The following is a 26,839-nucleotide window of genomic DNA, read 5'->3' as shown; positions in this document are numbered from 1 at the left end:
AGAAATGTTTAGAAATATGTTGGCGAAACGATATGATCAGCCGTTTATCCTGGTTATTGGAATATTACTTCTTATTATCGCCGTGTATAACTGGATTGTAGCTTTGTTGGCTCTGATTATCATAGGTGGAGTATACGTTTTGACACGTAAAAACATTATGGAGCATAATCAGGAAATGAGCCGCTTTTTCGATGCTATTTCTCAGAGTGTCGATCAGGCTTCCAGTTATGCTGTTCAGAATCTACCTATCGGCATTGCTATTGTTGATATGGAGTCGAGTTTATGCTGGGCTAATAGTGTTTTCCGCGATTGGATTGGAGATTTTGAAGATAACCAAAAGCTTCAGGGAATCATGAAAAATCTTAATATTGATAAGTTTTGGGGAAAGTTTGGATATTTTTTTGAGCATATTAATGATCGATATTATCGTGTTGTTTATAAATATTTGCAGACCGATTCAGACAATGACAGCAATTATTTAATTCTCTACTTTGAAGATATTACAGATACAGAAAAGCAAAAAATTGCTTGTCTTGAAGCCATGCCTGTATTTTGTGATATTGAAATCGATAATTTGGAGGAAGTTGCAAAAGGCATGTCTGATATGCAGCGGGCGACTTTATGGGCGGATGTTAATAATTGCTTATTGGATGAATTAACGGAATTAGGTGGATTTGTCCGATCTTATGGAGATGAAAACTATGTAGCTTGCTTGAGTCGGCAGGCTTTGGATGTATTAAAGCATAACAACTTTTCTTTTTTGGAAAAAATTCGTGCTATTCATACGGTGAACCGTATTCCGGTTACTATTAGTATGGGAATTTCTACGTTTCCTAAGGAAATTGTAGAAAACGGTTTGTCTAATTTTAATGAATTGGCGGATAAAGCAAGAGCTGGGCTGGACTTGGCTTTAGGCCGCGGCGGAGATCAAGTTGTTGTGTATGAGGAAGATGGGTCTGCTCATTTTTATGGAGGAAAGACGCAATCTGTAGAGAAAAATACTCGTGTCCGGGCTCGTGTAGTAGCACAAGCGATGCGTGAGCTTATTGATTCCAGTGCATTAGTTCTTGTTATGGGGCATGAACGGGAAGATTATGATAGTATCGGTGCTGCTGTAGGTATTGCTCATATGGCGAAAATGACGGGCGTATCAGCGCATATTGTCATTAGTAAGGAAAGCAATGCCGTTATGCGCTTAGAAAAACAAATTGCGGATGTTCCGGAGTTGCAGGATTTATTTATTTCAGCAGATACGGCTGAAATATTGTGCAATGATCAGACGCTGCTGTTTATTGTTGATACGCATCGTTCTGACATGACGGTAGCCCCTAAACTGCTGGAAAAAACGACTCGCAGAGTGGTTATTGATCATCATCGCCGCAGTACAGATTTTATTCGCCAGCCGCTTTTGACGTACATGGAAACGTCAAGCTCATCTACAAGCGAATTAGTTACTGAATTATTACAATATTATAGTGATACTGTAGAACTGCAGAAAATTGAGGCAACGGCACTGTATGCAGGTATTGTCGTGGATACGAAAAATTTTGCTGTACAGACGGGGGTGCGTACTTTTGATGCAGCTGCATATCTGCGCCGTAGCGGGGCAGATCCGCAGATTGTCAGAGAATTGTTCTGCACAGATTTAGAAACGATTAAAATGAAATCACGACTTTTATCGCAGACTCAAATATTGGAAGACGGAGTTGCAATCGCTGTATGTCCTAAAGATGTAAAAAATGCACCTATTGTAGCAGCTCAGTTGGCAGATATGCTGATCAATATTGATGATGTCAATACCGGATTTAGTTTTTATGAACTTCCGGATAATATCATTGGAATCAGTGCCCGTTCTGATGGGGATGTCAATGTGCAGCTGGTCATGGAGACTTTAGGCGGCGGCGGCCATCGTACGGTTGCGGGTGCTCAATTGAAGAATACAACGATGGAAGCTGCGCAGAAGGCAGTTATCGATGCGTTGCATGAAGTTATACATAAGGAGAATGAATAATATGAAGGTTATATTACTGCAAGATGTCAAAAAATTAGGGAAAAAGGGTGAAATCATCGAAGTGTCCGAAGGCTATGGTCGTAATTTTCTTTTACCCCGTAAGCTGGCAGCACCGGGAACATCAGAAAATATTAATGATGCCAAGCAAAAACAAGCTTCAGCTAAGCATAAAGCTCAAGTAGCTTCAGAGGAAGCGGTTATATTGGCAAGTCAGTTAAAAAAGGTTGAACTTGTCATTCCTGTAAAAGTAGGCGAGGGAGGAAAAATTTTTGGTGCTATTACAGGAAAGACTATCAGCGACGCGGCAAAAAAGCAATATGATTTAGATTTGGATAAAAAGAAAGTAGAAATCAAAGATCCCATTAAAACGTTGGGTGATCATGATATTGTTATTCGAGTTCACCCGGAAATTACAAGTATTATAAAGCTTCATGTTGTGGAAGGATAATATACCCTGAGGTGCGATATGAAAGAATTGTTGGATAAATTACTGCAACGTCATAAATATCTGGAACCAACGGCGGAAGAAGAACTTCGCCGCCAAGTTAACGTTCTTTATGGTGCTTTTACAGGACTTATCGGTCCGGAAAAAATGGTATTGCGTGCCAGTAAGTATTCGGCGTTGTCTTATGTGCATTCCGAAGATCCGCGCCATCGTCTAGTCGGACTCCAGCGGTTGATCTATGAAGATGCTTCTTATGAGGCTATTCCCGATGATAATCAAGTTGTAGATATCTTGAATGAGTTGGAAATGGTTTTGGCTGAGATGTTGGCCCGCCAAGCGGTGGAAGAGCGTTTGGAAAAGAAAATTTCTCAAAAGATGGAAGAAAAGCAGCAGGAATATGTACAGGAAATTAAGATGCAGGTCATTAAAGAAGAAATGAATGAAGTGGAAACACCTCAATCAAAGAAAAAACTTCAGGATTTGCAGAAACTTGATGGTATTAAACTTACTGAGTCTATTATGGAACGAATGCGGCCTAAGAAATTAAGTGCGATTGTAGGACAAGAGCGCGCCGTAGAAGCTATGCAAAGCAAGTTGGCGTCTACTTACCCACAGCATCTTTTATTATATGGTCCTCCCGGTGTTGGCAAAACTACAGCGGCACGTATTATTTTGGATGAAGCTAAAAAACTCCCGTTTACTCCGTTCGGCAGTAATGCACCTTTTGTAGAAACGGATGGCACAACTTTGCGATGGGATTCTCGTGATATGACAAATCCTCTTATCGGGTCGGTGCATGATCCTATTTATCAAGGTGCACGCCGAGATTTAGCGGAAACAGGGATACCTGAACCCAAGCCTGGACTTGTTACGGAAGCGCATGGCGGTATTTTATTTATTGATGAAATCGGCGAAATGGATCCTATGCTGCTAAATAAGTTATTGAAAGTACTGGAAGATAAAAAGGTAAAATTTGAATCAGCGTATTATGATGAGTCTGATTCACAAGTCCCGGCATATATTCGTAAACTTTTTGCGGAAGGAGCACCGGCGGATTTTATTCTTATCGGAGCGACAACCAGAGACCCATCAGAAATCAATCCGGCTATCCGGTCGCGATGTGCGGAAGTATTCTTTGAACCTCTTGTGCCGGGAGATATTCAGGAAATTGTTTGCAATGCAGCAGAGACGCTGGATGTATGTTTGGAAAAAGACGTTCCTCAACTCATTAGTGAATTTACCATTGAAGGGCGTAAAGCTGTTAATATTTTGGCGGATTCATATGGACTTGCTGTATATCAGGCAGGCAGCAAAGATGACATTATAATTACAAAGGATCATGTTCATCGTGTAGCACAAATTAGCCGACTGGTCCCATATGTAACGAAAAAAGCTTCTGTTATTCCTGCAATAGGCAAAGTTTTTGGTCTTGGAGTGGCGGGATATCTAGGGTCGGCTATAGAAATAGAATCGATAGCTTTTCCTGCAAAAAATCCAGGTAAGGGATATTACCGATTTAATGATACTGCGGGTTCTATGGCTAAAGATTCGATGTTTAATGCAGCTGCCGTGGTGCGGGAAGTAACGGGGCAGGAACTATCCGATTATGATGTAAATGTCAATTTTATTGGCGGCGGGAATATTGATGGTCCTTCAGCGGGATGTGCTATTACTACGGCACTTGTATCGGCAGTAACGCAGCAGCCGGTCAGGCAGGATATAGCTATTACCGGAGAAATTTCCGTTCAAGGTATGGTCAAACCGGTAGGCGGTGTTTTTGAAAAGGCTTATGGGGCACGTCAGGCCGGTATGACTGGAATCATTATACCGAAGGAAAATGAACAAGATATTCCAAAAGATCATTTGAATTTGAATGTTCATCCAGTAGAAACTATTCATGAGGTACTGGATATTATGCTTGTAAAAGATATGTAGGAGGATAAACGATGGAACAACGCATACCGCCGCAAAATGTAGAAGCGGAGCAAGCGGTTCTGGGAGCGATGCTCATCGATCATAATGCTGTTATCGTGGCAATGGAGAAACTTAGTCCCGAAGATTTTTACCGGGATGTGCATCGTATTATTTTTGAGGCGATGCTCCAACTGCATCATGATAACAAAGAAATTGATGTCATCACGCTGCCGGAAGAACTGCGCCGGATGAAGAAATTGGATGATGTAGGCGGCATCGAGTATGTTCTCAGTTTGCCTAATATGGTTGCTACGGCAGCTAATATAGAATATCATGCAAATATAGTTGCGGATAAGGCACTGGTCCGTAATATTATTACAACTTGTACGGATCTTACGACGGAAGCCTATGATGGCGAAAAAGAGCCAGATGAATTATTGAATAATGCAGAACGTCAAATTCTTCATTTATCAGAAAATAAAGATAAGGGAGATTTTTCTTCGGTTGGTGAAGTTGTAGAAGAAACGTTTGATAAAATTACCAAGCTATATGAGAATAAAGCGGGGCTTACTGGGTTACCTACAGGTTTTCGCGATTTGGATAAACTTACTTCCGGATTACAGCCTTCGGACTTGATTTTGGTCGCAGCGCGACCATCTATGGGAAAGACCGCTTTTACACTTAATATTGCACAAAATGTCGGAGTACGTCAACAAAAAACAGTAGCATTCTTTTCTTTGGAAATGTCTAAAGACCAGCTGGTACAGCGCCTTTTGTGCCAGATATCTCATTTGGATTCACAAAAATTGCGGACTGGACAACTTAATAGTGATGCAGAATGGAGTAAACTTACTGATGCTTGCGATAAGTTGTATCAATCACCTATTTATATTGATGATACACCGGGAATTACCGTTTCGGAAATGCGCTCTAAAGCACGTCGGTTAAAATCAGAACATGGACTGGACCTTATTATTGTCGATTATTTACAGCTTATGCAGGGGTCATCCCGGCGTAGCAGTGAGAACAGACAACAGGAAATTTCTGAAATTTCCCGTTCGTTAAAGGCGTTGGCTCGTGAGCTTAAAGTTCCGCTTATTGCGTTGTCACAGCTTAGCCGCAGTGTCGAAAGCCGTCAAGAAAAGAAACCTATGCTTAGTGATCTTCGCGAATCAGGTGCATTGGAACAAGATGCGGATATTGTATCTTTTCTTTATAGGGAAGGATATTATAATCCTGAAAGTGATCGTAAAGATATTACGGAAGTTATTGTAGCGAAACATCGTAATGGACCAGTAGGTACAGTAGAACTTTTCTTTAAGAGTGAATGTACGTTGTTTATGAATCTTGATACCCATCATGGGGAAGGAATAAATTGAACATAAAAAGACTGCCGGCCTAATTTGAGGCGGCAGTCTTTTTATAACTACTTCATATGGTTGATTTATTTTTTTATTATAGAGCACAGTATACTATAATAAGATAGAGATGTGTATACGAAATATAAATAATTTTAAGAACTACTATTTTTTGATAAGGATCTAATCAATATAGCTAACTCTTGTATTCCCTTGGTAAACTCTTGTTTATTTAAATAGGCATAAGAAATGCGGAGAGAATGATTAGGATTAAAGTCGTACATATCACCGGGATTCAAAAGAATCCCTTTTTTTATTGCTTTACAGAAGAGAATTTCCATGGGGATTCTTTTCCGCAAAGTAACCCAAATGTAAAAACCACCCTTAGGAATATTCCATGTACCTAAATCAGAAAAATATTCATTTAACACGGTGAGAGCCATATTTCGACGCTGCAGCAGTTTTTGCTGCAGCTGTTTAGTATAGGTAGTATAATTTCCACTTTCAATAATTTCAGTTAGAATTAATTGCGATAACGAACTTGCTCCATAATCCATTTGCATTTTTACATCACCCAGCCGCTGGACGATTGCTTCAGGAGCGACGAGCCAACCAACACGCAGCCCGGCTGCCAGTGATTTGGATGTGGTACCCAGATAAATAATTGCATCGTTTTTATCAAGGGCTTTAAGTGGTTTGGGCGGATTTGGCTCAAAATATAAAGAACCGTAGGCGTCATCTTCAATGATGGGGAGTTGAAGATGGTTGCAGAACTCAATTAATTCATGTCGGCGTCGTTCGCTCATGGTGATTCCGGTAGGATTGTGATTTGTGGGAATCGTGTAGAGCAGCGTTTGACGATGAAAATCGAAAAAACTAGAAGAAATGCGCCAATATTCCAATCCATCTTTGTCAAGCGGAATTCCTTTCAAGTGCAGACCCGCAGATTGAAAAAGCTGCAACGATTTTAGATATGAGGGAGATTCGGTGAAGACGGTAGCGCCTGCGCGAAGTATGGAAACAGAAATTAACTGCAGGGCCTGCAGAGAACCGGAGGTTACAAGAATATTAGAAGGAGAAGCGCTAATATCTTGTTTTGCTAATAAGGAGGAAAGCGTTTTACGAAGAGATAGTAGGCCTAATGGTTCTGCGTATCCTAAAGAAGATACAGAACGAGATACTTTTTCTATCGCTGTTTGAAAATAATTGCGGGGAAATAAATCGGGACTTAATTCACCCGTTCCAAGACGAAGTATGCCGGGTGTGGCTTCATAGCGATTTATAGCTTGAACAGAAGGAAGGTTTTCTCGAAAACTTCCGGTGGATACATAATGGCTCCAGTTAACGGAACGGTGTATAAGAAGGGACCAAGGATTACTGGAAACGTAGGTTCCGGCACCATGCGCGGTATCTAAAAGACCGTCACTAATCAACATATTCATTGCAGTTACGATGGTACTTCGATTTACCAGAAAGGTTTTTGCCAGTTGTCGCTGTGAAGGTAATCGCATACCGATTTTCCAATCTCCGCTGGTAATGCGCTCGCATATATATCTTATAATTTGTGTGTAAAGTGGGATGGAAGATGCTTTATCCGGCTTCCAGCGATTTTGAGGAATTCGGTTTAATTGCCGCATTGTCTCTCCTTTGGTTGGGATGTATAGTGCTTGTTGGTTGGTTACAAGTGATAAGTATTAACGTATACTATACTTTATAAACGCTTGCAGTTACAAGTATATATCAATGTAAGTATTTGTAAATAGAAATAAAAATAAATATTTTTGGTTGGGAGAGTGTAAATCATGTTTTATTATTTACAGGGGTTAACTTTGGGATTAGCTTATTTGGCGCCTATCGGAATGCAAAATTTATTCGTTATTAATACTGCTCTTACTCAAAGACGGACACGGGCATTACTGACAGCGATTATTGTTATATTCTTTGATGTTACTCTTGCTTTATTTTGTTTTTTTGGTGTTGGGGCTTTAATGAAAATATATCCTTGGATGCGTTTGATTATTATGGGAATGGGGGGACTGCTGGTGGTTTATATTGGAATTATTCTTTTTAGAACGGAAACGTTTTTAAAAAACACTCAAAATACAAATATTTCTTTAATAAAAGTGGTGTTCACCGCCTGTATTGTTACGTGGTTCAATCCCCAGGCGATTATTGACGGAACGATGATGTTGGGCGCATTTCAGGCAACATTGCCTGAAACCGAGATTGTTCATTTTCTAATGGGCATGATATCTGCATCGGGATTATGGTTTTTGGGGATTACTTTTTTTGTGTCTTTATGCAATCGCCGCTTTACACCTCAGGTGCTTCATGTTATCAATAAAACTTGTGGAATTGTTATCATAGGATACGGAGTAAATTTGCTGATTCAATTTTGTATCTTTCTGCCTTGATATAAAAATTGATCTCATGATACTGCTTGAGCAGGACTATCGTTTTTTTCTTCTGCTTGTGGTATTATATGGAGTAACAAGGGAGGAATGCATATGGAACGAAAACAGAAGATTACAATTACGGCAGCTGTGGCAGCCATTATAGTGGCAGTTGTGTGTGTTGCCGGTTTTTATACGAAAGCAGGTCCGGTGCATCAATTGACAGAGAAAGGAAAAGTTGCGGTCATCCGTGTTAACGGACCTATTGTGGGAGGCGATGATGATCCCATGAGATTTAGCAGCTCTAACGTTACAACATCGGGAAGTCTTATGCGAGAATTCCGTAAGGCACGAAAGGATCAAGAAGTAAAGGCCGTTTTACTGCGTATTGATAGTCCAGGAGGCAGTGCGGCAGCAACGCAAGAAGCAGCAACAGAATTGGAACGACTTAAAAAAAGCGGAAAACCGGTTATTGTTTCCATGGGAGATACCGCTGCTTCCGGAGCGTATTGGCTTTCTGTCTATGGGGATACAGTTTATGCTAATCCATCTACCATAACCGGCAGTATTGGTGTGTATATGTCATATTATGACTTGCAGGGACTGAGTCAAAAACTTGGCGTTTCCGAAGAAAAAATTAAGTCGGGAGCTCATAAAGATATATTTTCTCCTTTCAGACCGATGACCGAGGAAGAACGGCAGATGACGCAGACAATGGTCAATGATATGTATGATCAGTTTGTAGCTGTTGTGGCAAAGGGCCGTCATATGGATGAAGCAAAAGTGAGAACTCTTGCAGATGGACGCGTTTTTACGGGAGCACAAGCCCAGCAGCTGGGGCTCGTAGATAAAATGGGAAATTATTATGATGCTTTGGCTGATGCGGGAAAACGAATCGGTGCAAATCCAGATAATGTACCTACGGTAGAGTACGATCATTCGGTATCCTGGAAGCAATTGCTGGAAGGAAACAGCTCTTTATCACAATTTATACGTTCCCAGTTTAGTACGGATACGGCGGTACCACTTCCCTTGCTTCTTATGAAAGGAGTGCTGCAGCGATGAGATCTTTGATTTTAGATACGCTGGAATATACGTATGACCTTATTACAAAGCCCAAAGTCACACTGGATAAAATTGTGCAGGAAAGGCGGCTTCGTGAAGGAGTGTTAATTTGGATATTTACACTAATACTTCCTTGTGTGTCAGCGATAGTCCAATTGTCAGGCGCTCATATAGGAGCGGCATTCGGAGCTTTGCTTTTTGGATGTGTGTGTTTTATTCTTCAGATTATTTTCATCCATGGAATTTCCTGCCTTTTAGGAGGCAGCGGTACTATAAAAGCATTAGCGGCGGGATTGGGATTTTCTAATATACCTCTTAATTTTGCTACATTAGCAGAAAGCTTACTATTTATTTTACCATCGATTCTGGTTCATTTCATATCAATTGCATCGTTGCTGTGGACGCTGGTTTTATCTGTATTGGCAGTTCGATCTGCTTATGGTATGAGTACGGCCCGCAGCACACTGGCGGTATGCATGCCGATGATTATCGTTGTTTGTGTGATTATTATTCTTGTTATATGGTTTGCTTTTAGCGTATTAACATTAGTTAAGGGTTTTTAGAGCTCTTTATCCATATACTCTAAATTTCGCAGTAATATCGATTTTCCACGCCAAGCGAAAGCACGATTTCCATACGTTCTGCGAAATTGAGTATTTGTTAGCGAAAGTAGTTCCGTCCGTCGTAACTGCAGAATTCTATCTTTGCGAAATTCCGAGATTGGAGTGATTGGAATATATCGATTATGGGGACAAACGCGCTGACATTCATCACAACCGAAAATAAGAGAAGTTTTTTTTATAATTGCAATTTCAGGCGGCGTTAAGTCGCCTTTTTTTTGTGTTAAATAAGATTTGCAGCATTCATAATTATAGTCAGAATTAATAAAGCAATTTCCCGGACAGATTTTACGGCAGGCACCGCAGTGAAAACATTCTTTTGTAAGCGGCTTATCGGGAATTAGGGGGACTGTTGTTAATAAACTGCCAATAAAACAATAAGACCCATAGATAGGATGGATAAAACAATTATTATCACCAATAAAGCCTAGACCAGCTTGATGGGCAAGATATCGGTCACAAAGAGGAGACGTATCTGCACAAAGGTAATGATTGCTTTGCGGATATTCTTGTTCCATAAAATGTTGGAGAAGTTTTAAATAGTTTTGTATAATGAGATGGTAATCCAGACTTTGTGTGTATATAGACAAATTGCTCGGTTCCGCTGTAGGTACATAATAAGGAAATAAAACGACGATAACAGCACGACAATTTTTTAATAAAGCTTGCGGTGTATACCGCTCTATACCTTGGCCGGCAGCCAACGGACAAATTTTTTTCCCCTCCGCAGGGATGATTAATTCGGAAGAAGTAATGCCAAGACAATCCAACCCTAAAGAGCGGGCATACTTTTTAAGACGGTTACTATCCATGAATATCTCCCTTTTCTGCGCTGTGCTGCTTTTGAATTTCAGGCCGGACAATATAGCCGTATGCAGAGGTATAACAAATATCCAAATGTTTTTCCATGGCTTGGCAGGCGCTGTCTATATCTTTGATTTCCAATGCATCAACGATTGCTGTGTGTTCCGTAACAGCTTCAGCAATGCGGCTCTTGCGGCTGTATAGTGAATTTATGCCGGTTCGTTTGATCTTATCGCGAATTTCATCAATAATAGACCGCAGCATCATGTTTCCTGCAGCATCAATAATAATATTATGAAATTCTGTATCATAAAGAATAAATTTTTGATAATCGGGCATAGTCCCTTCTTTTTTTCCTGCTTGTTGTATTAATGACAGACGCAGTAATTGAAGCTGGTCAGAGTTAATACGCGAGCAAGCCAATTTAACTGCTAAAATTTCTAAGGCAGTGCGGATTTGAAAAATATGAATAAGATCGCTGGCATCCATGCTTTTTACAATAATACCCTTGTTGCGGACATATTGAACCCAGCCTTCTTTTTGTAAACGCTGCATAGCTTCCCGAACGGGAGTACGGCTGACATTAAGCTCTTCTGAGAGTTTTCTTTCTGTAAGAATTTGGCCGTCTTGATATATTTGGTCTAATAATCTTTTTTTTATAATATGATAAATTTGTGTTTTTAATGAACGTTGATTTGGGTTTGTCATGATTATCCCCCTTAATAGTACTACTAAATAGGTTTGCAATTATTATACCACACAAATACCACTAAAACTGACAGACAATTCGTAAATAGTGTAAAATAAAAGTGAGATATTTTGAATACATAATTATAGGTAAAGGGAGATCTTATGGATAAATTAGGATTGATGCAACGATTTTCCTGTGGGGAAATAGAAGAAAAATATGAAAATTCCCGTATTTTTTCGATGTTTATGCAACTTATATTTACCCTTGTTGGAGCATATTTTCTCTGGGATATGTTGCCGGAACCAACTTTTTTTTCAAAATTAGATAATATGGGCGTCCTTGTTTTTTGTTTATGGCGCATTCATCGGCAACGCGATATCATATGCTATGTGACAGAGAAAGGAATTATTGTACGGAGGCAATTTATGTCTCTTCGTGAATTTATAGATGAACAAACCCACGAAGAGAAGTCGCTGGTATTTATTCCGTATGAAAATATTTTTAGCATTTCAGATGATTGGCGGGAAATTCAACTGGGAGCGCCTGAAGAGGGCGGTATAGCTGTATTGCCTATTCATCTGCAGTTTTTATCTTCTAAGAACAAACAGGCAGTTATTCAAAGAATCAAAAAAGAACAAGAAAAATGAAAAATAGTTTATAAAATTGAGAAAAATGTCGAATTGTTTAGATAATACAAGATAAATTGTCATAAATATGTATTTTTGGATTACAAAAATACTTTCCTGTTTTACCAAAATAAAGTACAATATTTATATTGATTCTAACAATACAAGGAGCGATGTCCTCATGAATTGGAAAAAATTAGCTGTTGCCGGGCTTGCGGCAAGTATGGTTGTTTTTTTTGCTGTTGGCTGCGGCGATCAAAAGAAAGCAGATTCTGGAGCAACGGCACAGAAAAATAAGATTGTTATCGGACTTGATGATAATTTCCCTCCCTTTGGCTTTCATAACGAAAGCGGTGAGCTGGTCGGTTTTGATATTGATATGGCTAAGGAAGCAGCAAAACGCTTAGGGATTGAGGTTGAATTCAAACCTATTGATTGGGATAGTAAAGAAACAGAGTTAAAAAGTAAAAAAATTGATGCGATTTGGAATGGGTTATCTATTACTCCCGAACGAGAAAAAAATATTCTGTTTTCCCGACCTTATGAAAATGGTCCACAGATATTGCTGGTTCGTGCAGATTCGCCTATCAAGGGTAAAGCGGACTTAGCTGGTAAAATTGTTGGTACGCAGCAAGGCAGTACTGGACTTGAAGCAATTAATCAAGAACCGGAATTAAGAGATTCTTTTAAAGAATTAAAAACATATTCTGATAATGTTACTTCCTTTATGGATCTTCAAGTTGGGCGCATTGATGCCGTTGTTGTTGCTAAGACCTCAGCAGGGTATTTCATGACAAAGAATAAATCGGATTTTCGCATTATTGATGTAGGATACCCTGATATTCCAAGTGGCGTGGGGATGCGTAAGGATGATACAGAATTGAAGGCAAAGCTTGATAAGGTTTTAGAAGAAATGCATAAAGATGGTACATCAACAAAAATTTCAGAAAAATGGTTTGGCATGGACGTGTCCATGTAATATAGGAGGATATCATGATGAATTGGAAAAAAACGGCTTTAGCAGGTATGATTGCAGTTACCGCCGCAATTCTGATTGCTGGATGCGGAAGTCAATCGCAGAAACAAGATAGTCAAAAAATGCCCGATAAAATTGTTATTGGTCTTGATGATAATTTTCCGCCGATGGGTTTTCGGGATGAAAGCGGCAAGCTTATTGGTTTTGATATTGATTTAGCTAATGAAGCGGCAAAGCGGATGGGTGTAAAGGTTGAATTTAAACCGATTGATTGGGATAGTAAGGAAGCTGCTTTAAAGAGTAAAAAAGTAGATATGCTGTGGAATGGTCTTACTATTACAGATAGCCGTAAAAAACAAATTGCTTTTTCTAAACCGTATATGAAGAATGCGCAGATCCTTATTGTTCGGGCAGATTCATCAATTCAGACCAAGGATGATTTGAAAGGGAAAGTTATTGGTACGCAGGAAGGAAGCAGTTCTGTAGATGCGTTGGATAAAGACCAAGGTTTTAAAAATTCCTTACAAGATGTGAAATTGTACGGTGATTTTGTGGCAGCTTTGATGGATTTGGAAGTAGGACGTACGGATGGCGTCTTAGTCGATAGCGTCGTTGGCCGGTACTATATGACCAAAAAAGAAGGAAAATTCCGAGTACTTGCAGGCAGTATGGGGGATGAAGAGTTTGGAGTCGGAATGAGGCAGGATGATACAGTGTTGGTGAATAAACTAAATTCTGTATTGAAGGAAATGAGTGCAGATGGTACAATGAAGAAGTTATCGGAAAAATGGTTTAAAACAGATATTACAATTCCTGTGCAGTAAATTAAAAGTATAGGTTTTGAATGCTGATAAATGAGGGACCAGATGGCCCCTCATTTAAGCATTTATAAGCTTTGTTTTTTTACCGGGATAGTATTATGTAAGGAGTGTTTACATGGATTATTTATTAAATATTGTACCTGCTGTTGCTGTAGGTTTGCAAATTACTTTGAAAATATTTGTAATAACAATTGTGTTAAGCCTGCCTTTGGGAATATTCATGGCATTGGCTCGTATTTCTGAACTGACTCCCTTACGCAAGTTTATGGGTGCTTATATTTATGTTATGCGCGGTACTCCGCTTATGTTGCAGATTTTGTTTATTTATTATGGATTGCCGTTTATTATTGAAGGATTAAGACTTCCTGATTTTCCGGCCGCTATTATCGCGTTTGTATTTAATTATGCGGCGTATTTTGCGGAAATTTTTAGAGGCGGTATTCAGTCTATCGAACGGGGACAGTATGAAGGCGCTAAGGTGTTAGGACTGACATATGTACAAACTATGCGCCGTATTATTTTGCCGCAGGTTGTTAAACGAGTTTTGCCGCCGATAGCAAATGAAACGATTAATCTTTTGAAAGATACCTCTCTGGTATATATTTTAGCAATGAATGATATTTTGCGCATTACACGCTCTATTGTACAACGAGATTTCGATACAACGGCATTTATTGTCGCCGCCCTATTTTATCTGTTTTTTACATTCATCCTGACAAAAATATTTAGCTATTTGGAAGCACGCTATGCCGTATACGATGAATAAGAGAGGAATGTAATTATGAGCTTAATTGAAATGGATCACATACATAAAAGATTTGGCAGTTTAGAAGTATTAAAAGATTGTACCATGCATGTGGAAGAAGGGGAAGTGGTTTCCATTATAGGGCCTTCTGGAAGCGGGAAAAGTACATTTTTGCGTTGTTTATGCAATTTGGAAATTATTGACGGAGGTACTATTATAGTCGGCGGAGATGTTATGACACGGCAGCCGCAGGGCGTGAACAGGTCTATTTATGCACCTTCTTCACAAGTGCATAAAATATGCCTTCGTATGGGAATGTGCTTTCAGCATTTTAATTTGTTTCCACATATGACGGTGCTCGACAATATTCTGGAAGCTCCGCGTGTTGTACAAGGCAAGAAAACAGAAGAAATAATGCCAATAGCAGAAGCACTGCTTAAAAAAGTGGGCTTATGGGATAAGTGCAATGTTTATCCTTCTCGACTGTCTGGCGGACAAAAACAACGAGTAGCGATTGCCAGGGCTTTAGCAATGAATCCGGACATTATGCTTTTTGATGAACCGACATCTGCATTGGATCCGGAATTAACGGGGGAAGTATTGCGGACGATCAAGCAATTAGCTGATGACAATATGACGATGATTATTGTTACACATGAAATGGCTTTTGCCAAAGAAGTTTCTAAGCGTATTTTATTTATGGCAGAAGGGATTATTGAAGAAGAAGGAACGCCGGAACAAATTTTTGAACATCCTAAATCAGCACGGACTAAAAATTTTCTAAAATCTATGCTGCGCTTCTGATAAAAAAAGTGATTCGCCAAGTTGGCAGAATCGCTTTTTTTATATGCACACCTTGTTTTTGTTGACCGCGTTAAAAACAGATTAATATTTAATTGGAACTAACTTAAAATTTTCATTTAATAATTAAAAAAATAGGAAATGGATTGAATAAAATTAATATACATGATATATTGACTTAAAAGTTAAAAATAAAATAATAACAGATACAATGGTTTTTCTGCATGTTCCTTTTGGCTATGGTATAATGAAAACAGAATGTATCGAATGCGAAGGGTAGTGATTATAATGTCGGGGATTACACTAGAAACAGGGTTTGTTTTTGACACGGAAAATTTATATGGACCGGGAAAAATTACGGAAGAAGAACTGGGAAAATTTTCCCCGGTGTATACTAAAGCTCATCATACAGTAATGAACATGCGTAAAACCGGTATAGTATCAGGACACGTATCTAAAGACGGAGAACCGGAACGTGTTTTGTACACACAGCTTCCTTATATAGCGGAGGGAAATATAAATAGTCCGGAACGGATGATGGCATTAGAGGAATTGGGACGTTCTGTTAAAGGACAAATTGATGCGGTAATCTTCTTTGGTATAGGTGGTTCATATCTAGGGGGAAAGGTTTTGTTCGATGTGCAGTGCGGTGAATTTTGGAATTTGAAAAGTGATGTAGAACGGAACGGATGGCCTAAAGTTTTTTTTGCCGGCAATAATGTAGATTCCCATAGGCTTAATGAATTGATCCGATATCTTAAATCGGACAGCCGCTGTAAAATCGGATATAAGGTTATGGCAGTTGTTATATCTAAGTCGGGTTCTACTATTGAGCCGATGTCAAATTTTATGATTTGTAAAAAAGAACTGGAAGATAGTGGTATTGAACTAGCGGTGATAGCTGTTACCGATCCTCATACGGGGAGTCGGGAAACACTTCTTCATGAAGTTGCCCGCAAATCAGGATGGCCTGTTTTTTGTGTGCCTGACGGAGTGGGCGGACGGTTTAGCGTATTTTCAGAGGTAGGACTTATTGTAGGAGCGTTGATTGGGTTTGATTTTCAATCTTTTCTTTCCGGAGCAAGAGCGATGGATTTGCTTTGCCAGTCTGCAGATATTTGGAAAAACCCGGCACTTCTTAATAGTGTTTTGAAATATTTGGCGGGAGTTAATCACGGACGTACTATTGAAGTTTTTATGCCCTATGGAGATTGCCTGAGATCTTTATCGGAATGGTATGTTCAACTTCTCGCTGAATCACTGGGAAAACGTGTAGATAAAAATGGTAAAATTATTCATTACGGACGTACTCCTGTAGTAGCTGTCGGGACAACTGATATGCATGCTCAAACACAAGAACATCAAGAAGGTCCTTTAAATAAGGTCGTGCAGTTTGTGGTGGTGAAAAAGTGGCAGCAAGATATCGTGGTTCCACATATTTATGATGAATATGGAGCCTTGTCTTCTTTTAGCGGATTGCCGCTAAGCAGTATATTGGAGGCCGCACAAAAATCAAATGCGTATGCGTTGGCAAAAGAAAATCGATATAATGCAGCATTTATTATTCCAGAATTGACCCCGTTCCACTTGGGTGAGCTTATGTTTATGCTTTGTATATCTATTGCTTATGAAGGAGAGTTTGCCAATGTGGATGCCTTTGATCAACCAGGGGTGGAGGTTTATAAATCTTTCTTGAAGCAAAAATTAAAAGAATTGCAGGAGGAATGATATAGATGCATATATTAGTGACTGGTGGGGCTGGGTATATTGGAAGCCATACTGTAAGAGCATTGTTGGCACAAGGGCATAGAGTTCTCGTATTGGATAATTTGTCTCGTGGACATCGTCAAGCTGTGCCGGCAGAGGTAACCTTGATTACGGAAGATATTCATCATATAGATACGGTTCGGGATATAATGGAACTGAATAAAATAGAAGCTGTTGTTCATTTTGCTGCACACAGTCAAGTTGGAGAATCAATGGATAATCCAACCATATATTATGATAATAATATTGTTGGCTCTTATTGCCTTTTAGAGGCGGCACGGCAGGCTGGAGTACAGTATTTTGTATTTTCTTCGACAGCGGCGGTTTATGGAGAACCGGGAAAAATACCAATTACAGAAGATATGCCGTATAAACCTACTAATGTTTATGGGCAGACCAAGCTTATGATTGAACGCATGTTGGCCCAATTCAGTCGTGCCTATGGGTTAAGGTATGCGGCGCTTCGTTATTTTAATGCGGCGGGGGCCGATCATGATGGTACAATTGGGGAGGACCATATGCCGGAAACACACCTTATACCACTTGTTCTGCAGACGGCGTTGGGACAAAGATCAAGCATTAAAATATTCGGAACCGATTATCCGACGGAAGATGGTACTTGCATTCGCGATTATATTCATGTGACTGATTTAGCAAATGCGCATTGTCGGGTACTGGATTATCTCATTATGGGCGGGATATCGCAATCTTTTAATCTAGGTTCGCAGCATGGTTTTAGTGTTCGGCAAATTATTGATGCAGCGAAAAAAATAACGGGCAGGAATTTCACTGTAGAAGAAGCACCGCGGCGTGCCGGAGATCCGGCGGTTCTTGTGGCAGAATCTCAGAAAATAAAAAAAGTCATCGGTTGGCAGCCACAATATAGTGATGTGGAAAATATTATTGCCGATGCATGGCAGTGGCACAGTGGTCATCCGCATGGTTATGGGACTTCAAGATAAGCGGCAGGCTGTGATGCTTGATGTTAAGCATTATATAGCCAAACAATATAAAAAGTGGTTTCCGTACGGAGCTATTTTGATTTTTCTTGCGGGAATATGTTTTTTTGAAAATGATAATTCTATAAATCAAATCCGAAAGACAACAGGGGAAGTGAAACATTCAGGGAATGTTTCATCCCCTGTTTTTGTTTCCCAAGAACAAAAAACAATAGAAGATCAACCAAGTTCGAAACAACATTATAAAAATGAAGGAGCAGCAGGGGCAGAATCTGTTGAACCGGCAATTTGTGTGTATGATGTATCTGCGGTGCGGCGAAATAGACATATGCCGGATTTGTTTGAAAAACATATGCAGCATATGGAAAAAACAGGTAGCAGTCAAACAAAAGAAAAAAATGCAGAAGAATTACAGGAAAAAATATCACATGAGCGATTTCCTCGATATTGTGGATTTATGGAATCATCGGGGAAACGTTTGGTTTTGCTGCAATCAGGAAAAGATACACGTCCTTGTGCTGTAGGAGACCAGATAGCCGACTGGGTTGTAATGTATATTCATATGAATGCAATTGGGTTAAAAAAAGAGGGGAAACTAATTGAAATACAGATATAGTATCAGATTTGCAACAGTAAATACGGTAAAAATGAATGTATCTATGAATAAATGTGACGGCAGAGAAGGATATATAACATGTTAAAAAAGATTATATGGGCAAATTTGATTTTTTTATCGGGTATTATGCAGATTCATGCGTCGACAATTTGCATTGATGTACATGATGTACCTGTTCGGTCTGTTGTAGAAGGACTTGCTCGCAGCGGAGGACTTAACCTTATTGTTGATGATACTGTCCAAGGAAATATAACCATGTATCTTTCTGATGTGACGGTTGAAGAGGCGTTAACGGCTATCGCTTCCAGTCAAAATCTGTATTATGATAAAAGCGGTTATATTTATATGATAACAGCTGGACGAAAGACAGAGGGAGGTAAAGAATTGCGTACCTTTGACCTTGCGTATGCTTCAGCGGAGGAAGCACGGAAAGCAGCACAGGCGATTATATCTGATTCTCATATCCGATGTTATGAAGAAACTAATTCTTTGGTTATCCGAGGAAATAGCAGAGAGCTTGCAGCTGTACAAAATTTATTAAAAAAAATTGATATACCACCCCGTCAAGTTAATGTTGAAGTAGAGATTGCTGCTTTAAATCAAGAAGCTATTAAAGAGTTAGGCCTTAACTGGGATTGGCGGAATGCAGAGGGGGGTCCGGGACATGAGAACAGTTTTGCTTATACCGCACAGATTCATGCACTGGAAACCCAGGGAAAAGCTAAGATTTTGGCTAAACCGCATATGATGGCAAGTAATGGCAGAATGGCAAAAATTCTTATTGGCGATCGAATTCCCATTCTTACGGAACATTTGCAGAATGGACAAATGACTACAACGACAGACTATACCGATGCAGGGATTAAACTTATTTATACACCATGGATTCACGATGACGGATCTATTACCGCGCACATTCAAGCAGAAGTAAGTACGCCTGTTCTGGTAACAGAACTTAAGGCATATCGGTTCATGACTCGGCAGGCAGAAACACAAGTACGGATTGAACAAGGAAAAACGCTTGTTATTGGAGGACTTATTGATAAAGAAGATATAGAAAATTTTCGAAAAATTCCTATTTTGAGTAGTTTGCCGTTTATAGGTCGGCTGTTTCGCAGTCAATATACGTCCAGCAAAGAAACTGAAATTGTTATTATGGTCAAAGCTGAAATTGTAAAAGACGGATAAAAGTAAAATTTTGAGAATCCGTTGTCTTTGCGATATACTGCTTGATAACGAATACGTATAGGTATTATCTATGATTTTTCAATGCTGCTATACGTAATGTATGATATAATAATCGATAGATTATGGAAAGATAAGAGGGCTATATTGTGGGAAGTATTAGGGTACAAAAATTAACAAAGTCATTTGGTATACATACAGTATTTCAAAATGTTTCTTTTGAACTACATCGTGGTGAACGAATAGGACTTATCGGAGCTAACGGTGTGGGAAAATCAACTCTTTTGAAATGTCTTATGGGAGAAGAAGAATATGATGCGGGAGCATTTGTCATTTCTGAAGGAGAAACGATCGGCTATCTGCAGCAAAATATAACATTTGATGCTGCAGTTACACTGCGTCAAACCATTAGCGACGCATGGCAGGATGTACTTCGCTGTGAAATACAGTTAAAAGAAACGGAACAAGCTATGCAGCATCATCCGGATTCTCAGGAACTTATGAATCGATATTCCCGTTTACAAGAACGGTTTGAATGGCTTGGTGGGTATGAATACGAAGCAATGTCACGAAAAATTATTCATGGATTAGGTTTTGCGGAAGCAGATATGGATCGTCCCGTGCAGAGCTTTTCAGGAGGACAGAAGACACGAATTAATTTGGCAAAAGCTCTGGTATGCCGCCCTGATTATTTATTTCTCGATGAACCGACGAATCACCTTGATATGGAAATGCTTGAATGGTTGGAAAGTTATTTATTGTCTTATGGTGGCGGCATACTTATCGTATCTCATGATCGCTATTTTCTTGATAAAGTGACAACGGGAATTTTAGAGATGGAAAATGGGAGCATAACAAAGTATAAAGGTAATTACTCTCACTATGTTCAACAGCGGAATCAGCGCCGTAAAGCGATGGAAAGCGCTTATGAAAAACAGCAGGAGCAGATCAAGGCAACAGAAGAGTATATTCGTAAATATAAAGCCGGTATTAAATCCAAACAGGCTCGAGGACGTCAATCTCAACTAGATCGTGTGGAACGAATTGAATTAATTTCAGAAGGTACTTCTCTCCACTTTGCATTTAAACCAGTAGAAGAGTGCGGGCAAAAGGTACTTGTTCTTGATGATATTTGCGGTGGCTATGGAGATAAACAACTTTTTAACCATTTATCTTTATTACTGCGCCGAGGGGAGTCAGCTGCACTTATTGGGCCTAATGGGGCAGGAAAAACAACACTTTTTCAGATGATTATGGGAGAAAAAGAATTTGACAGTGGTCATATTACATTGGGAAGCCGTGTGCATGTTGGTTATTTTGCTCAAGAACATACAGAACTTCATGGTACATGGTCAGTCATGGAAGAAATTATGAACGAATTTAGTTATAGTGAAGAAGATGCCCGCTCTGTTTTGGGTGGTTTTCTTTTTCGCGGCGATGATGTGTATAAGCATATTGACACGTTGAGTGGGGGAGAGCAAGCACGGCTGGCTTTGCTCAAATTATTTTTGCACGGACCGAACTTTTTGATTCTCGATGAACCAACGAATCATCTTGATATACCTACTCGGGAAATTCTTGAACAGGCACTTATTGATTTTGGTGGTACCTATCTTGTTGTGTCTCATGACAGGTATTTTCTTGATAAAATTGCGGGACGAATGTTAGTATTGGAAAATAAAAAACTTAAGGAATATTTGGGGAATTATACATATTATCGAGAAAAAGAGCGGGAAAAAGAAGAATTAGCCGTTCAAGAATTACTGGGGAAGACAGATACAACACACAAAAAAGAAGATGCTATTTTGTCTGCTGCAAAAGATAAAGAAAAAACGCCTAAAAAAAACAATACGGAAGCAACTATTCGTAAAACACCTTTGTATGGCGCAGCTAAAAAAATAGAAAATATAGAAATGAAAATTGCTGAATTGGAAGCAACTTTAAAAATGTATGATTTTCAAATGAATTTGTCTGAAAATCAAACTAACGCTGAAAAAATGATAACATTGACGGAACAGTATGAAGACACACAAAAAAAACTTGATGAAGCTTATGAAAAATGGGAAACTCTGAGTGAGTAAGATGGAAAATGAAATTTTTTTGTATTTTAAGAAAGTGAGCAGTATATGAGAAAACAACAGGTAGTGACTTCGAGTCATGTACAACGCTGTCCTTGGGCTGAAAAGAATCTTTTGTTGCGGCAATACCATGATGAAGAATGGGGTGTTCCCAACTATGATGAGCGCTATATATTCGAAATGCTCTCTTTGGAAGGGGCACAAGCGGGGCTTTCTTGGATTACTATTTTGAGCAAACGAGATGCTTATCGTGCAGCTTTTCATGATTTTGATATTCAGCGATGTGCTGAAATGAATAATGATGAGTTAGAACGGATTATTACTGATTATGGTATAGTAAAAAATAGAAAAAAAGTCTATTCTGTCCGACAGAATGCATTGGCGGTTATTCAAATACAGAAAGAATATGGAAGTTTTTCTTCGTATTTATGGGACTATACAGATAATCATATAATTAAGGGAGATTGGGAAAAGGAATCAAGCATACCTGATAAAAATGACATTTCGGAAAAAATCAGCAGGGATTTAAAAAAAAGAGGATTTGTTTTTGTTGGGCCGGTTATTATATATTCTTTTTTACAGGCGATAGGGATAATAAATGATCATGTCATCGATTGCTGCTTTAACAGACTAATATAATTATATTAGTCTGTTTGTTTTAAGGCTTCCTGATGATGAAAATAGTAGTGTGTTGATATGACGGTTGTGTAACACTCTGTATATTACAACTTTTCTACTCTTGTTATGGGAGACTGGACTGCGTGAAAAATGTACCCTATAATATACGATATCAAGCAGTTTATGTATAATATTAGAAATAAGATTATATTTTTAAAATAAAAAGCTATATAGCAAGAAACGCTCACCCCATATGAATCAAAGGTGAGCGCTTTTTACTATATAGCAACATAACAAGTTTTTCAAATACAATATGTATGTATAAAAATATAGTTGTTCAAATAATGTAAATTACAACGAACACATGAAGGTACTACGTGTGTAGAATAAATACAAAAAGGAAAATTAACGGATATGACGTTGTTCTCATGGGGATAAAGTTATACATTGAAACGGAAGTACGTAACATCGCCGTCACGCATAATATATTCTTTCCCTTCCAGTCTTACAAGTCCTTTTTCCTTAGCGGTTGTTTCACTGCCGCAGGCAATGAGATCATTATATGAAACGATTTCGGCACGGATAAAACCTCGTTCAATATCGGAATGGATTTTGCCCGCAGCTTTTTGCGCTTTAGTGCCATTGACAATAGTCCAAGCACGGACTTCATCGGCACCGGCTGTAAAAAAGTTAATGAGACCTAATAATGAATAACTGGCTTTAATCAGTTTGTCAAGACCGGCTTCGGGAAGGTTTAATTCTTCTAAAAACATGGCAGCTTCATCTTCTGGCAGTTCCGCAATTTCTGCTTCAATCTTCGCTGATACGGCAACCACTTTAGCCCCTTCTTCGGTGGCAAATGTTTCGAGCTTTTTGACATATGGATTATCATTGGGATGGCCAGCTTCGTCTTCAGCAACATTTGCAATGTATATAATGGGTTTCAGTGTTAGGAGATTCAAATCTTTTATGATATCCAGCTCGTCTTTGGTAAGGCTTGCTTTGCGTGCAGGGTTGCCAATTTCTAAACACGATAAGACCTTCATTAAGATAGCGTCTTCTGTTTTAGCTTCCTTATCACCGCATTGTGCAATTTTTTTGATACGATCATCCCGTTTTTGGACAGTTTCTATATCGGCTAAACATAACTCTGTATTAATGATATCAATATCCCGCAAGGGATCAATAGAACCTGAGACATGAGTTATATTAGAATCTTCGAAACAACGGACAACTTCAGCAATAGCATCTGTTTCGCGAATGTGACTTAAAAATTTATTTCCCAAGCCTTCTCCTTTTGAAGCACCGGCAACAAGACCGGCGATATCAACGAACCGCATAACTGCAGGAATTGTCTTTTTGGGCTTATACATGTCCGTAAGTACTTGGATACGATGATCAGGAACTTCTACAACACCAACATTAGGTTCTATTGTGCAGAAGGGGTAATTTGCAGCTTCTGCACCGGCTTTGGTAATTGCGTTGAATAATGTGCTTTTTCCTACATTCGGCAGACCGACGATGCCGACTTCCAGATTGGTACTCAATGATATTCCACCTTTTATTTAATCAATTTTAAATCAGCAATACGATGGACTGCTTCAATAGTATTTTCTCTTGTGCCAAAAGCGGTAAGACGCAGGAACCCTTCGCCATGAGGACCAAATCCGGACCCTGGAGTGGTGACAACGTGTGCTTTTTCTAAGAGAAGATCAAAAAAATCCCAGCTTTTCATGTTCGCAGGAGTCTTGACCCAAGCATAAGGAGAATTAGTGGCACCGTATACTGTATAGCCGGCAGCCTGTAAACCATCGCGTATAATATGGGCGTTTTCCATATAATAATCAACATCAGCCTTGCACTGGTTTCGACCTTTTTCTGAGTAAACTGCCTCGGCAGCGCGCTGAATAATATAAGGAGTTCCATTGAAGCAGGTACATTGACGTCGGTTCCAAAATTGATTTAAGGAAATGGCATTATTTTTTGCAGTATATGCTAAAACCGTTTTTGGGACAACAACATAAGAGCAGCGAGTTCCGGTGAATCCTGCTGATTTGGAGTAAGAACGGAATTCGATAGCGACATCTTTAGCCCCTTCTACTTCATAAATACTATGCGGTATATTCGGTTCCGTAATGTAAGATTCATAGGCCGAATCATATAACAAGATAGCGTTGGTTTCTTTTGCATAGGATATCCACGCCGCAAGTTCTTCTTTGCTCATTGCGGTGCCTGTAGGATTACTTGGATTGCAAAGGTAAACGAGGTCAACATGTTCTTTTTTCTTATTTGCAGGTACTGGGAAACAGCAGTTTTTTAATTCCATTGATTCAATTCTATCTTTTGGAGGTTCTGCCTTAAACCCATTTTCCTCTGTGCAGGGAAGATAAACAACATCTTTATAAACTCCCTTTAAATCAATGAATTCACCTGTGTGGCCAGCCATGACATTAGAGTCGAGATATACCGGATATACGGGATCGGCAACAGCAAATGTCATATTTTTATCAAATATTTCCTGAATACATGCGACATCTGTCTTGGCTCCATCACCAATAAATACTTCATCTGTATCGAGATGGATACCGCGTGTTTCATAATCCCATTCGATAATTTTGTTGATAAGAAATTCATAACCTTGTTCCGGACCATAGCCGCGAAATGTTTCCGCTTTACCCATTTCATCGACAGCTTTATGCATAGCTTCAATAACTGCCGGCGCTAAGGGTCGAGTCACATCGCCGATACCTAGACGAATAATATTGGCATTAGGATTTTTTTGTGAAAAATCGGCTACTTTTTTTGCAATTGTTGCAAATAAATAATTACCGGGGAGTTTTAAGTAATTTTCATTAATATGTGCCATAATATAGCCCCTCCTTATATACAATAGTATTGATATAATGGCGTACAATTCATTTTACTACATTCGGAGAGGCTTGCAAAGAGAATTCTTGGCAATACAAATAAATAGTAAAATGCGTAATATACTAAGATATGCAGCCATACAAAAAAATATAATGATATAAGAATAGAAAAATAATAAAAAACGAAGAAAAATATAGAAATACTATTGACAGAAACGAATCTGGAAAGTATAATTATTTATGTTCTGTTGAACAATGCAACGGAATAATTGCCGACGTAGCTCAATTGGTAGAGCAACTGACTTGTAATCAGTAGGTTGTAGGTTCAAGTCCTATCGTCGGCTCCAAAATTGGTGGGGTTCCCGAGTGGCTAAAGGGAGCAGACTGTAAATCTGCCGGCGTTCGCCTTCGAAGGTTCGAATCCTTCCCCCACCACCATTTTTTGTCGCGGGGTGGAGCAGTTGGTAGCTCGTCGGGCTCATAACCCGAAGGTCGTAGGTTCAAGTCCTGCCCCCGCTACCATATTTTTCACAACTTTATATCTGCTTTGAACGGTATAAGCTGTTGTAGCTCAGTCGGTAGAGCGTATCCTTGGTAAGGATAAGGTCACCGGTTCAATCCCGGTCAATAGCTCCACACATGGCGGCTTAGCTCAGTTGGCTAGAGCATGCGGTTCATACCCGCAGTGTCCAGAGTTCGAATCTCCGAGCCGCCACCATACTTCATATAACCTCGTTTTAACGAGGTTATTTCTGTATGCGGACAGATGAAACTAAATAAGCAGCCGATGCCGCATCAAAAATAGTAGAATAATTTTGTAAAATAATGTACAATAAGAAGTAGATTATTTTTTCCTAAAGGAGGAAGAACAGTAAAATGGCTAAAGAAAAATACGAAAGAACCAAACCGCATGTCAATATTGGAACCATCGGACACGTAGACCATGGCAAAACGACATTGACAGCAGCTATTACGAAAGTATTGTCGAAAAAGGGCTATGCCAAGTTTGAAGCGTATGCTGACATTGATAAAGCACCAGAAGAACGTGAACGCGGTATTACGATCAATACAGCACACGTAGAATACGAAACAGATAAGCGTCATTATGCACATGTAGACTGCCCGGGGCATGCCGATTATGTAAAGAACATGATCACCGGTGCCGCACAGATGGATGGAGCAATATTGGTAGTAAGCGCAGCAGACGGCCCAATGCCGCAGACGCGTGAACATATCCTTCTGGCCCGCCAGGTAGGAGTACCGGCAATGGTAGTATATCTGAACAAAGCCGATCAGGTAGATGATCCGGAATTGATTGAATTAGTAGAAATGGAAGTTCGCGAACTTCTTTCCAGCTATGATTTTCCAGGCGATGAAATTCCTATTATCGTAGGATCTGCGCTAAAGGCATTGGAAGAAGATCCGGAAGCAGAAGCCAGCATTTTGAAATTGATGGATGCGGTAGATGAATATATCCCG

24 protein-coding genes and 5 tRNA genes are annotated in these 26,839 nt (G+C 39.4%); 24 read left to right on the top strand and 5 right to left on the bottom strand.

Going from position 1 to position 26,839, the window contains the following annotated elements; genetic code table 11:
* Positions 1 to 4: 4 nt before the first annotated feature.
* The 4 genes from BLR11_RS06415 to dnaB are packed head-to-tail and all read left to right on the top strand — an operon-like array spanning position 5 to position 5,749.
* Positions 5 to 2,011 (top strand): DHH family phosphoesterase, encoded by a 2,007-nt coding sequence (locus tag BLR11_RS06415; RefSeq protein WP_091649630.1) that lies wholly within the window; start codon positions 5 to 7, stop codon positions 2,009 to 2,011.
* Between the two features lies 1 nt (position 2,012).
* Entirely contained in the window at positions 2,013 to 2,459 is a 447-nt protein-coding gene (gene rplI / locus BLR11_RS06410; RefSeq protein WP_091649628.1) for a 50S ribosomal protein L9, read from the top strand.
* A gap of 18 nt (positions 2,460 to 2,477) precedes the next feature.
* The gene (gene lonC, locus BLR11_RS06405) at positions 2,478 to 4,391 is read left to right on the top strand and encodes a Lon family ATP-dependent protease (RefSeq protein ID WP_091649625.1); all 1,914 of its coding nucleotides are present in this window, start codon (positions 2,478 to 2,480) and stop codon (positions 4,389 to 4,391) included.
* A gap of 11 nt (positions 4,392 to 4,402) precedes the next feature.
* On the top strand, positions 4,403 to 5,749 hold the full coding sequence (dnaB, locus tag BLR11_RS06400; RefSeq protein ID WP_091649623.1) for a replicative DNA helicase: 1,347 nt from the start codon (positions 4,403 to 4,405) through the stop codon (positions 5,747 to 5,749).
* A gap of 134 nt (positions 5,750 to 5,883) precedes the next feature.
* Here dnaB and BLR11_RS06395 read toward each other — a convergent pair whose 3' ends face one another.
* Positions 5,884 to 7,365 carry an aminotransferase-like domain-containing protein gene (locus tag BLR11_RS06395; protein WP_091649620.1) on the bottom strand — a complete coding sequence of 494 codons (1,482 nt, stop codon included), beginning with the start codon at positions 7,363 to 7,365 and terminating at the stop codon, positions 5,884 to 5,886.
* A 165-nt stretch (positions 7,366 to 7,530) separates the two neighbouring features.
* Here BLR11_RS06395 and BLR11_RS06390 point away from each other — a divergent pair, with 165 nt between their 5' ends.
* The 3 genes from BLR11_RS06390 (at position 7,531) to BLR11_RS06380 (ending at position 9,749) form a co-directional block, all read left to right on the top strand.
* Positions 7,531 to 8,142 (top strand): LysE/ArgO family amino acid transporter, encoded by a 612-nt coding sequence (locus tag BLR11_RS06390; RefSeq protein WP_091649618.1) that lies wholly within the window; start codon positions 7,531 to 7,533, stop codon positions 8,140 to 8,142.
* Positions 8,143 to 8,235: 93 nt separating this feature from the next.
* On the top strand, positions 8,236 to 9,186 hold the full coding sequence (gene sppA, locus BLR11_RS06385) for a signal peptide peptidase SppA (protein ID WP_091649615.1): 951 nt from the start codon (positions 8,236 to 8,238) through the stop codon (positions 9,184 to 9,186).
* Entirely contained in the window at positions 9,183 to 9,749 is a 567-nt protein-coding gene (locus BLR11_RS06380; RefSeq protein ID WP_091649612.1) for a YIP1 family protein, read from the top strand. Before sppA ends, BLR11_RS06380 begins: the two co-directional genes overlap by 4 nt.
* Here the strand turns inward: BLR11_RS06380 and BLR11_RS06375 are convergent.
* On the bottom strand, positions 9,746 to 10,618 hold the full coding sequence (locus BLR11_RS06375; protein ID WP_091649609.1) for an epoxyqueuosine reductase: 873 nt from the start codon (positions 10,616 to 10,618) through the stop codon (positions 9,746 to 9,748). The genes BLR11_RS06380 and BLR11_RS06375 overlap by 4 nt on opposite strands.
* A complete protein-coding gene (locus BLR11_RS06370) occupies positions 10,611 to 11,318 on the bottom strand; it encodes a GntR family transcriptional regulator (protein ID WP_091649606.1) in 708 nt (235 codons plus the stop codon). The genes BLR11_RS06375 and BLR11_RS06370 overlap by 8 nt, the downstream gene beginning before the upstream one ends.
* Before the next feature lie 144 nt (positions 11,319 to 11,462).
* On the opposite strand from BLR11_RS06370, the gene BLR11_RS06365 reads away from it, so the two are divergent.
* The 11 genes from BLR11_RS06365 (at position 11,463) to BLR11_RS06315 (ending at position 22,514) form a co-directional block, all read left to right on the top strand.
* Positions 11,463 to 11,948 (top strand): hypothetical protein, encoded by a 486-nt coding sequence (locus BLR11_RS06365; protein WP_091649604.1) that lies wholly within the window; start codon positions 11,463 to 11,465, stop codon positions 11,946 to 11,948.
* 160 nt (positions 11,949 to 12,108) lie between these two features.
* Positions 12,109 to 12,906, top strand: a complete 798-nt coding sequence (locus BLR11_RS06360) for an amino acid ABC transporter substrate-binding protein (protein WP_091649602.1) — start codon at positions 12,109 to 12,111, stop codon at positions 12,904 to 12,906.
* A 17-nt stretch (positions 12,907 to 12,923) separates the two neighbouring features.
* Positions 12,924 to 13,727, top strand: a complete 804-nt coding sequence (locus tag BLR11_RS06355; RefSeq protein ID WP_091649600.1) for an amino acid ABC transporter substrate-binding protein — start codon at positions 12,924 to 12,926, stop codon at positions 13,725 to 13,727.
* Between the two features lie 112 nt (positions 13,728 to 13,839).
* The gene (locus tag BLR11_RS06350) at positions 13,840 to 14,490 is read left to right on the top strand and encodes an amino acid ABC transporter permease (protein ID WP_091649598.1); all 651 of its coding nucleotides are present in this window, start codon (positions 13,840 to 13,842) and stop codon (positions 14,488 to 14,490) included.
* Positions 14,491 to 14,505: 15 nt separating this feature from the next.
* On the top strand, positions 14,506 to 15,273 hold the full coding sequence (locus BLR11_RS06345) for an amino acid ABC transporter ATP-binding protein (RefSeq protein WP_091649595.1): 768 nt from the start codon (positions 14,506 to 14,508) through the stop codon (positions 15,271 to 15,273).
* Between the two features lie 285 nt (positions 15,274 to 15,558).
* Entirely contained in the window at positions 15,559 to 16,998 is a 1,440-nt protein-coding gene (locus BLR11_RS06340; protein WP_091649592.1) for a glucose-6-phosphate isomerase, read from the top strand.
* 5 nt (positions 16,999 to 17,003) lie between these two features.
* Positions 17,004 to 17,999 carry a UDP-glucose 4-epimerase GalE gene (gene galE / locus BLR11_RS06335; protein WP_091649587.1) on the top strand — a complete coding sequence of 332 codons (996 nt, stop codon included), beginning with the start codon at positions 17,004 to 17,006 and terminating at the stop codon, positions 17,997 to 17,999.
* Positions 17,923 to 18,612 (top strand): hypothetical protein, encoded by a 690-nt coding sequence (locus tag BLR11_RS06330; protein ID WP_143006410.1) that lies wholly within the window; start codon positions 17,923 to 17,925, stop codon positions 18,610 to 18,612. Before galE ends, BLR11_RS06330 begins: the two co-directional genes overlap by 77 nt.
* A 78-nt stretch (positions 18,613 to 18,690) precedes the next feature.
* Positions 18,691 to 19,800 carry a type II secretion system protein GspD gene (locus BLR11_RS06325; protein WP_091649581.1) on the top strand — a complete coding sequence of 370 codons (1,110 nt, stop codon included), beginning with the start codon at positions 18,691 to 18,693 and terminating at the stop codon, positions 19,798 to 19,800.
* Positions 19,801 to 19,946: 146 nt separating this feature from the next.
* A complete protein-coding gene (locus tag BLR11_RS06320; protein WP_091649579.1) occupies positions 19,947 to 21,878 on the top strand; it encodes an ABC-F family ATP-binding cassette domain-containing protein in 1,932 nt (643 codons plus the stop codon).
* A 45-nt stretch (positions 21,879 to 21,923) separates the two neighbouring features.
* The gene (locus tag BLR11_RS06315) at positions 21,924 to 22,514 is read left to right on the top strand and encodes a DNA-3-methyladenine glycosylase I (RefSeq protein ID WP_091649577.1); all 591 of its coding nucleotides are present in this window, start codon (positions 21,924 to 21,926) and stop codon (positions 22,512 to 22,514) included.
* A 419-nt stretch (positions 22,515 to 22,933) separates the two neighbouring features.
* Here BLR11_RS06315 and ychF read toward each other — a convergent pair whose 3' ends face one another.
* Both ychF and BLR11_RS06305 read right to left on the bottom strand, forming a co-directional pair.
* Positions 22,934 to 24,040, bottom strand: a complete 1,107-nt coding sequence (gene ychF, locus BLR11_RS06310; RefSeq protein WP_091649575.1) for a redox-regulated ATPase YchF — start codon at positions 24,038 to 24,040, stop codon at positions 22,934 to 22,936.
* A gap of 14 nt (positions 24,041 to 24,054) precedes the next feature.
* The gene (locus BLR11_RS06305; RefSeq protein ID WP_091649572.1) at positions 24,055 to 25,359 is read right to left on the bottom strand and encodes an LL-diaminopimelate aminotransferase; all 1,305 of its coding nucleotides are present in this window, start codon (positions 25,357 to 25,359) and stop codon (positions 24,055 to 24,057) included.
* Between the two features lie 272 nt (positions 25,360 to 25,631).
* Between BLR11_RS06305 and BLR11_RS06300 the strand changes: the two genes are divergently transcribed.
* From BLR11_RS06300 to BLR11_RS06275, 6 genes are all read left to right on the top strand, one after another.
* Positions 25,632 to 25,707: transfer RNA gene (locus BLR11_RS06300), tRNA-Thr, on the top strand.
* Between the two features lie 5 nt (positions 25,708 to 25,712).
* A tRNA-Tyr gene (locus BLR11_RS06295) sits at positions 25,713 to 25,798 on the top strand.
* 8 nt (positions 25,799 to 25,806) lie between these two features.
* Positions 25,807 to 25,882, top strand: a tRNA-Met gene (locus tag BLR11_RS06290).
* Positions 25,883 to 25,920: 38 nt separating this feature from the next.
* Positions 25,921 to 25,996: transfer RNA gene (locus BLR11_RS06285), tRNA-Thr, on the top strand.
* A 5-nt stretch (positions 25,997 to 26,001) separates the two neighbouring features.
* Positions 26,002 to 26,078, top strand: a tRNA-Met gene (locus BLR11_RS06280).
* 158 nt (positions 26,079 to 26,236) lie between these two features.
* Positions 26,237 to 26,839, top strand: a 603-nt coding sequence (locus BLR11_RS06275) for a GTP-binding protein (protein WP_143006409.1), incomplete at its 3' end; no start/stop codon positions are given.

The sequence above is a fragment of the Megasphaera paucivorans genome, from assembly GCF_900103535.1.
In the GTDB taxonomy this organism is placed as follows: domain Bacteria; phylum Bacillota; class Negativicutes; order Veillonellales; family Megasphaeraceae; genus Megasphaera_A; species Megasphaera_A paucivorans.
The sequence above is the reverse complement of the archived record's forward strand: the minus strand, read 5'-3'. Positions and strand labels throughout refer to the sequence as shown.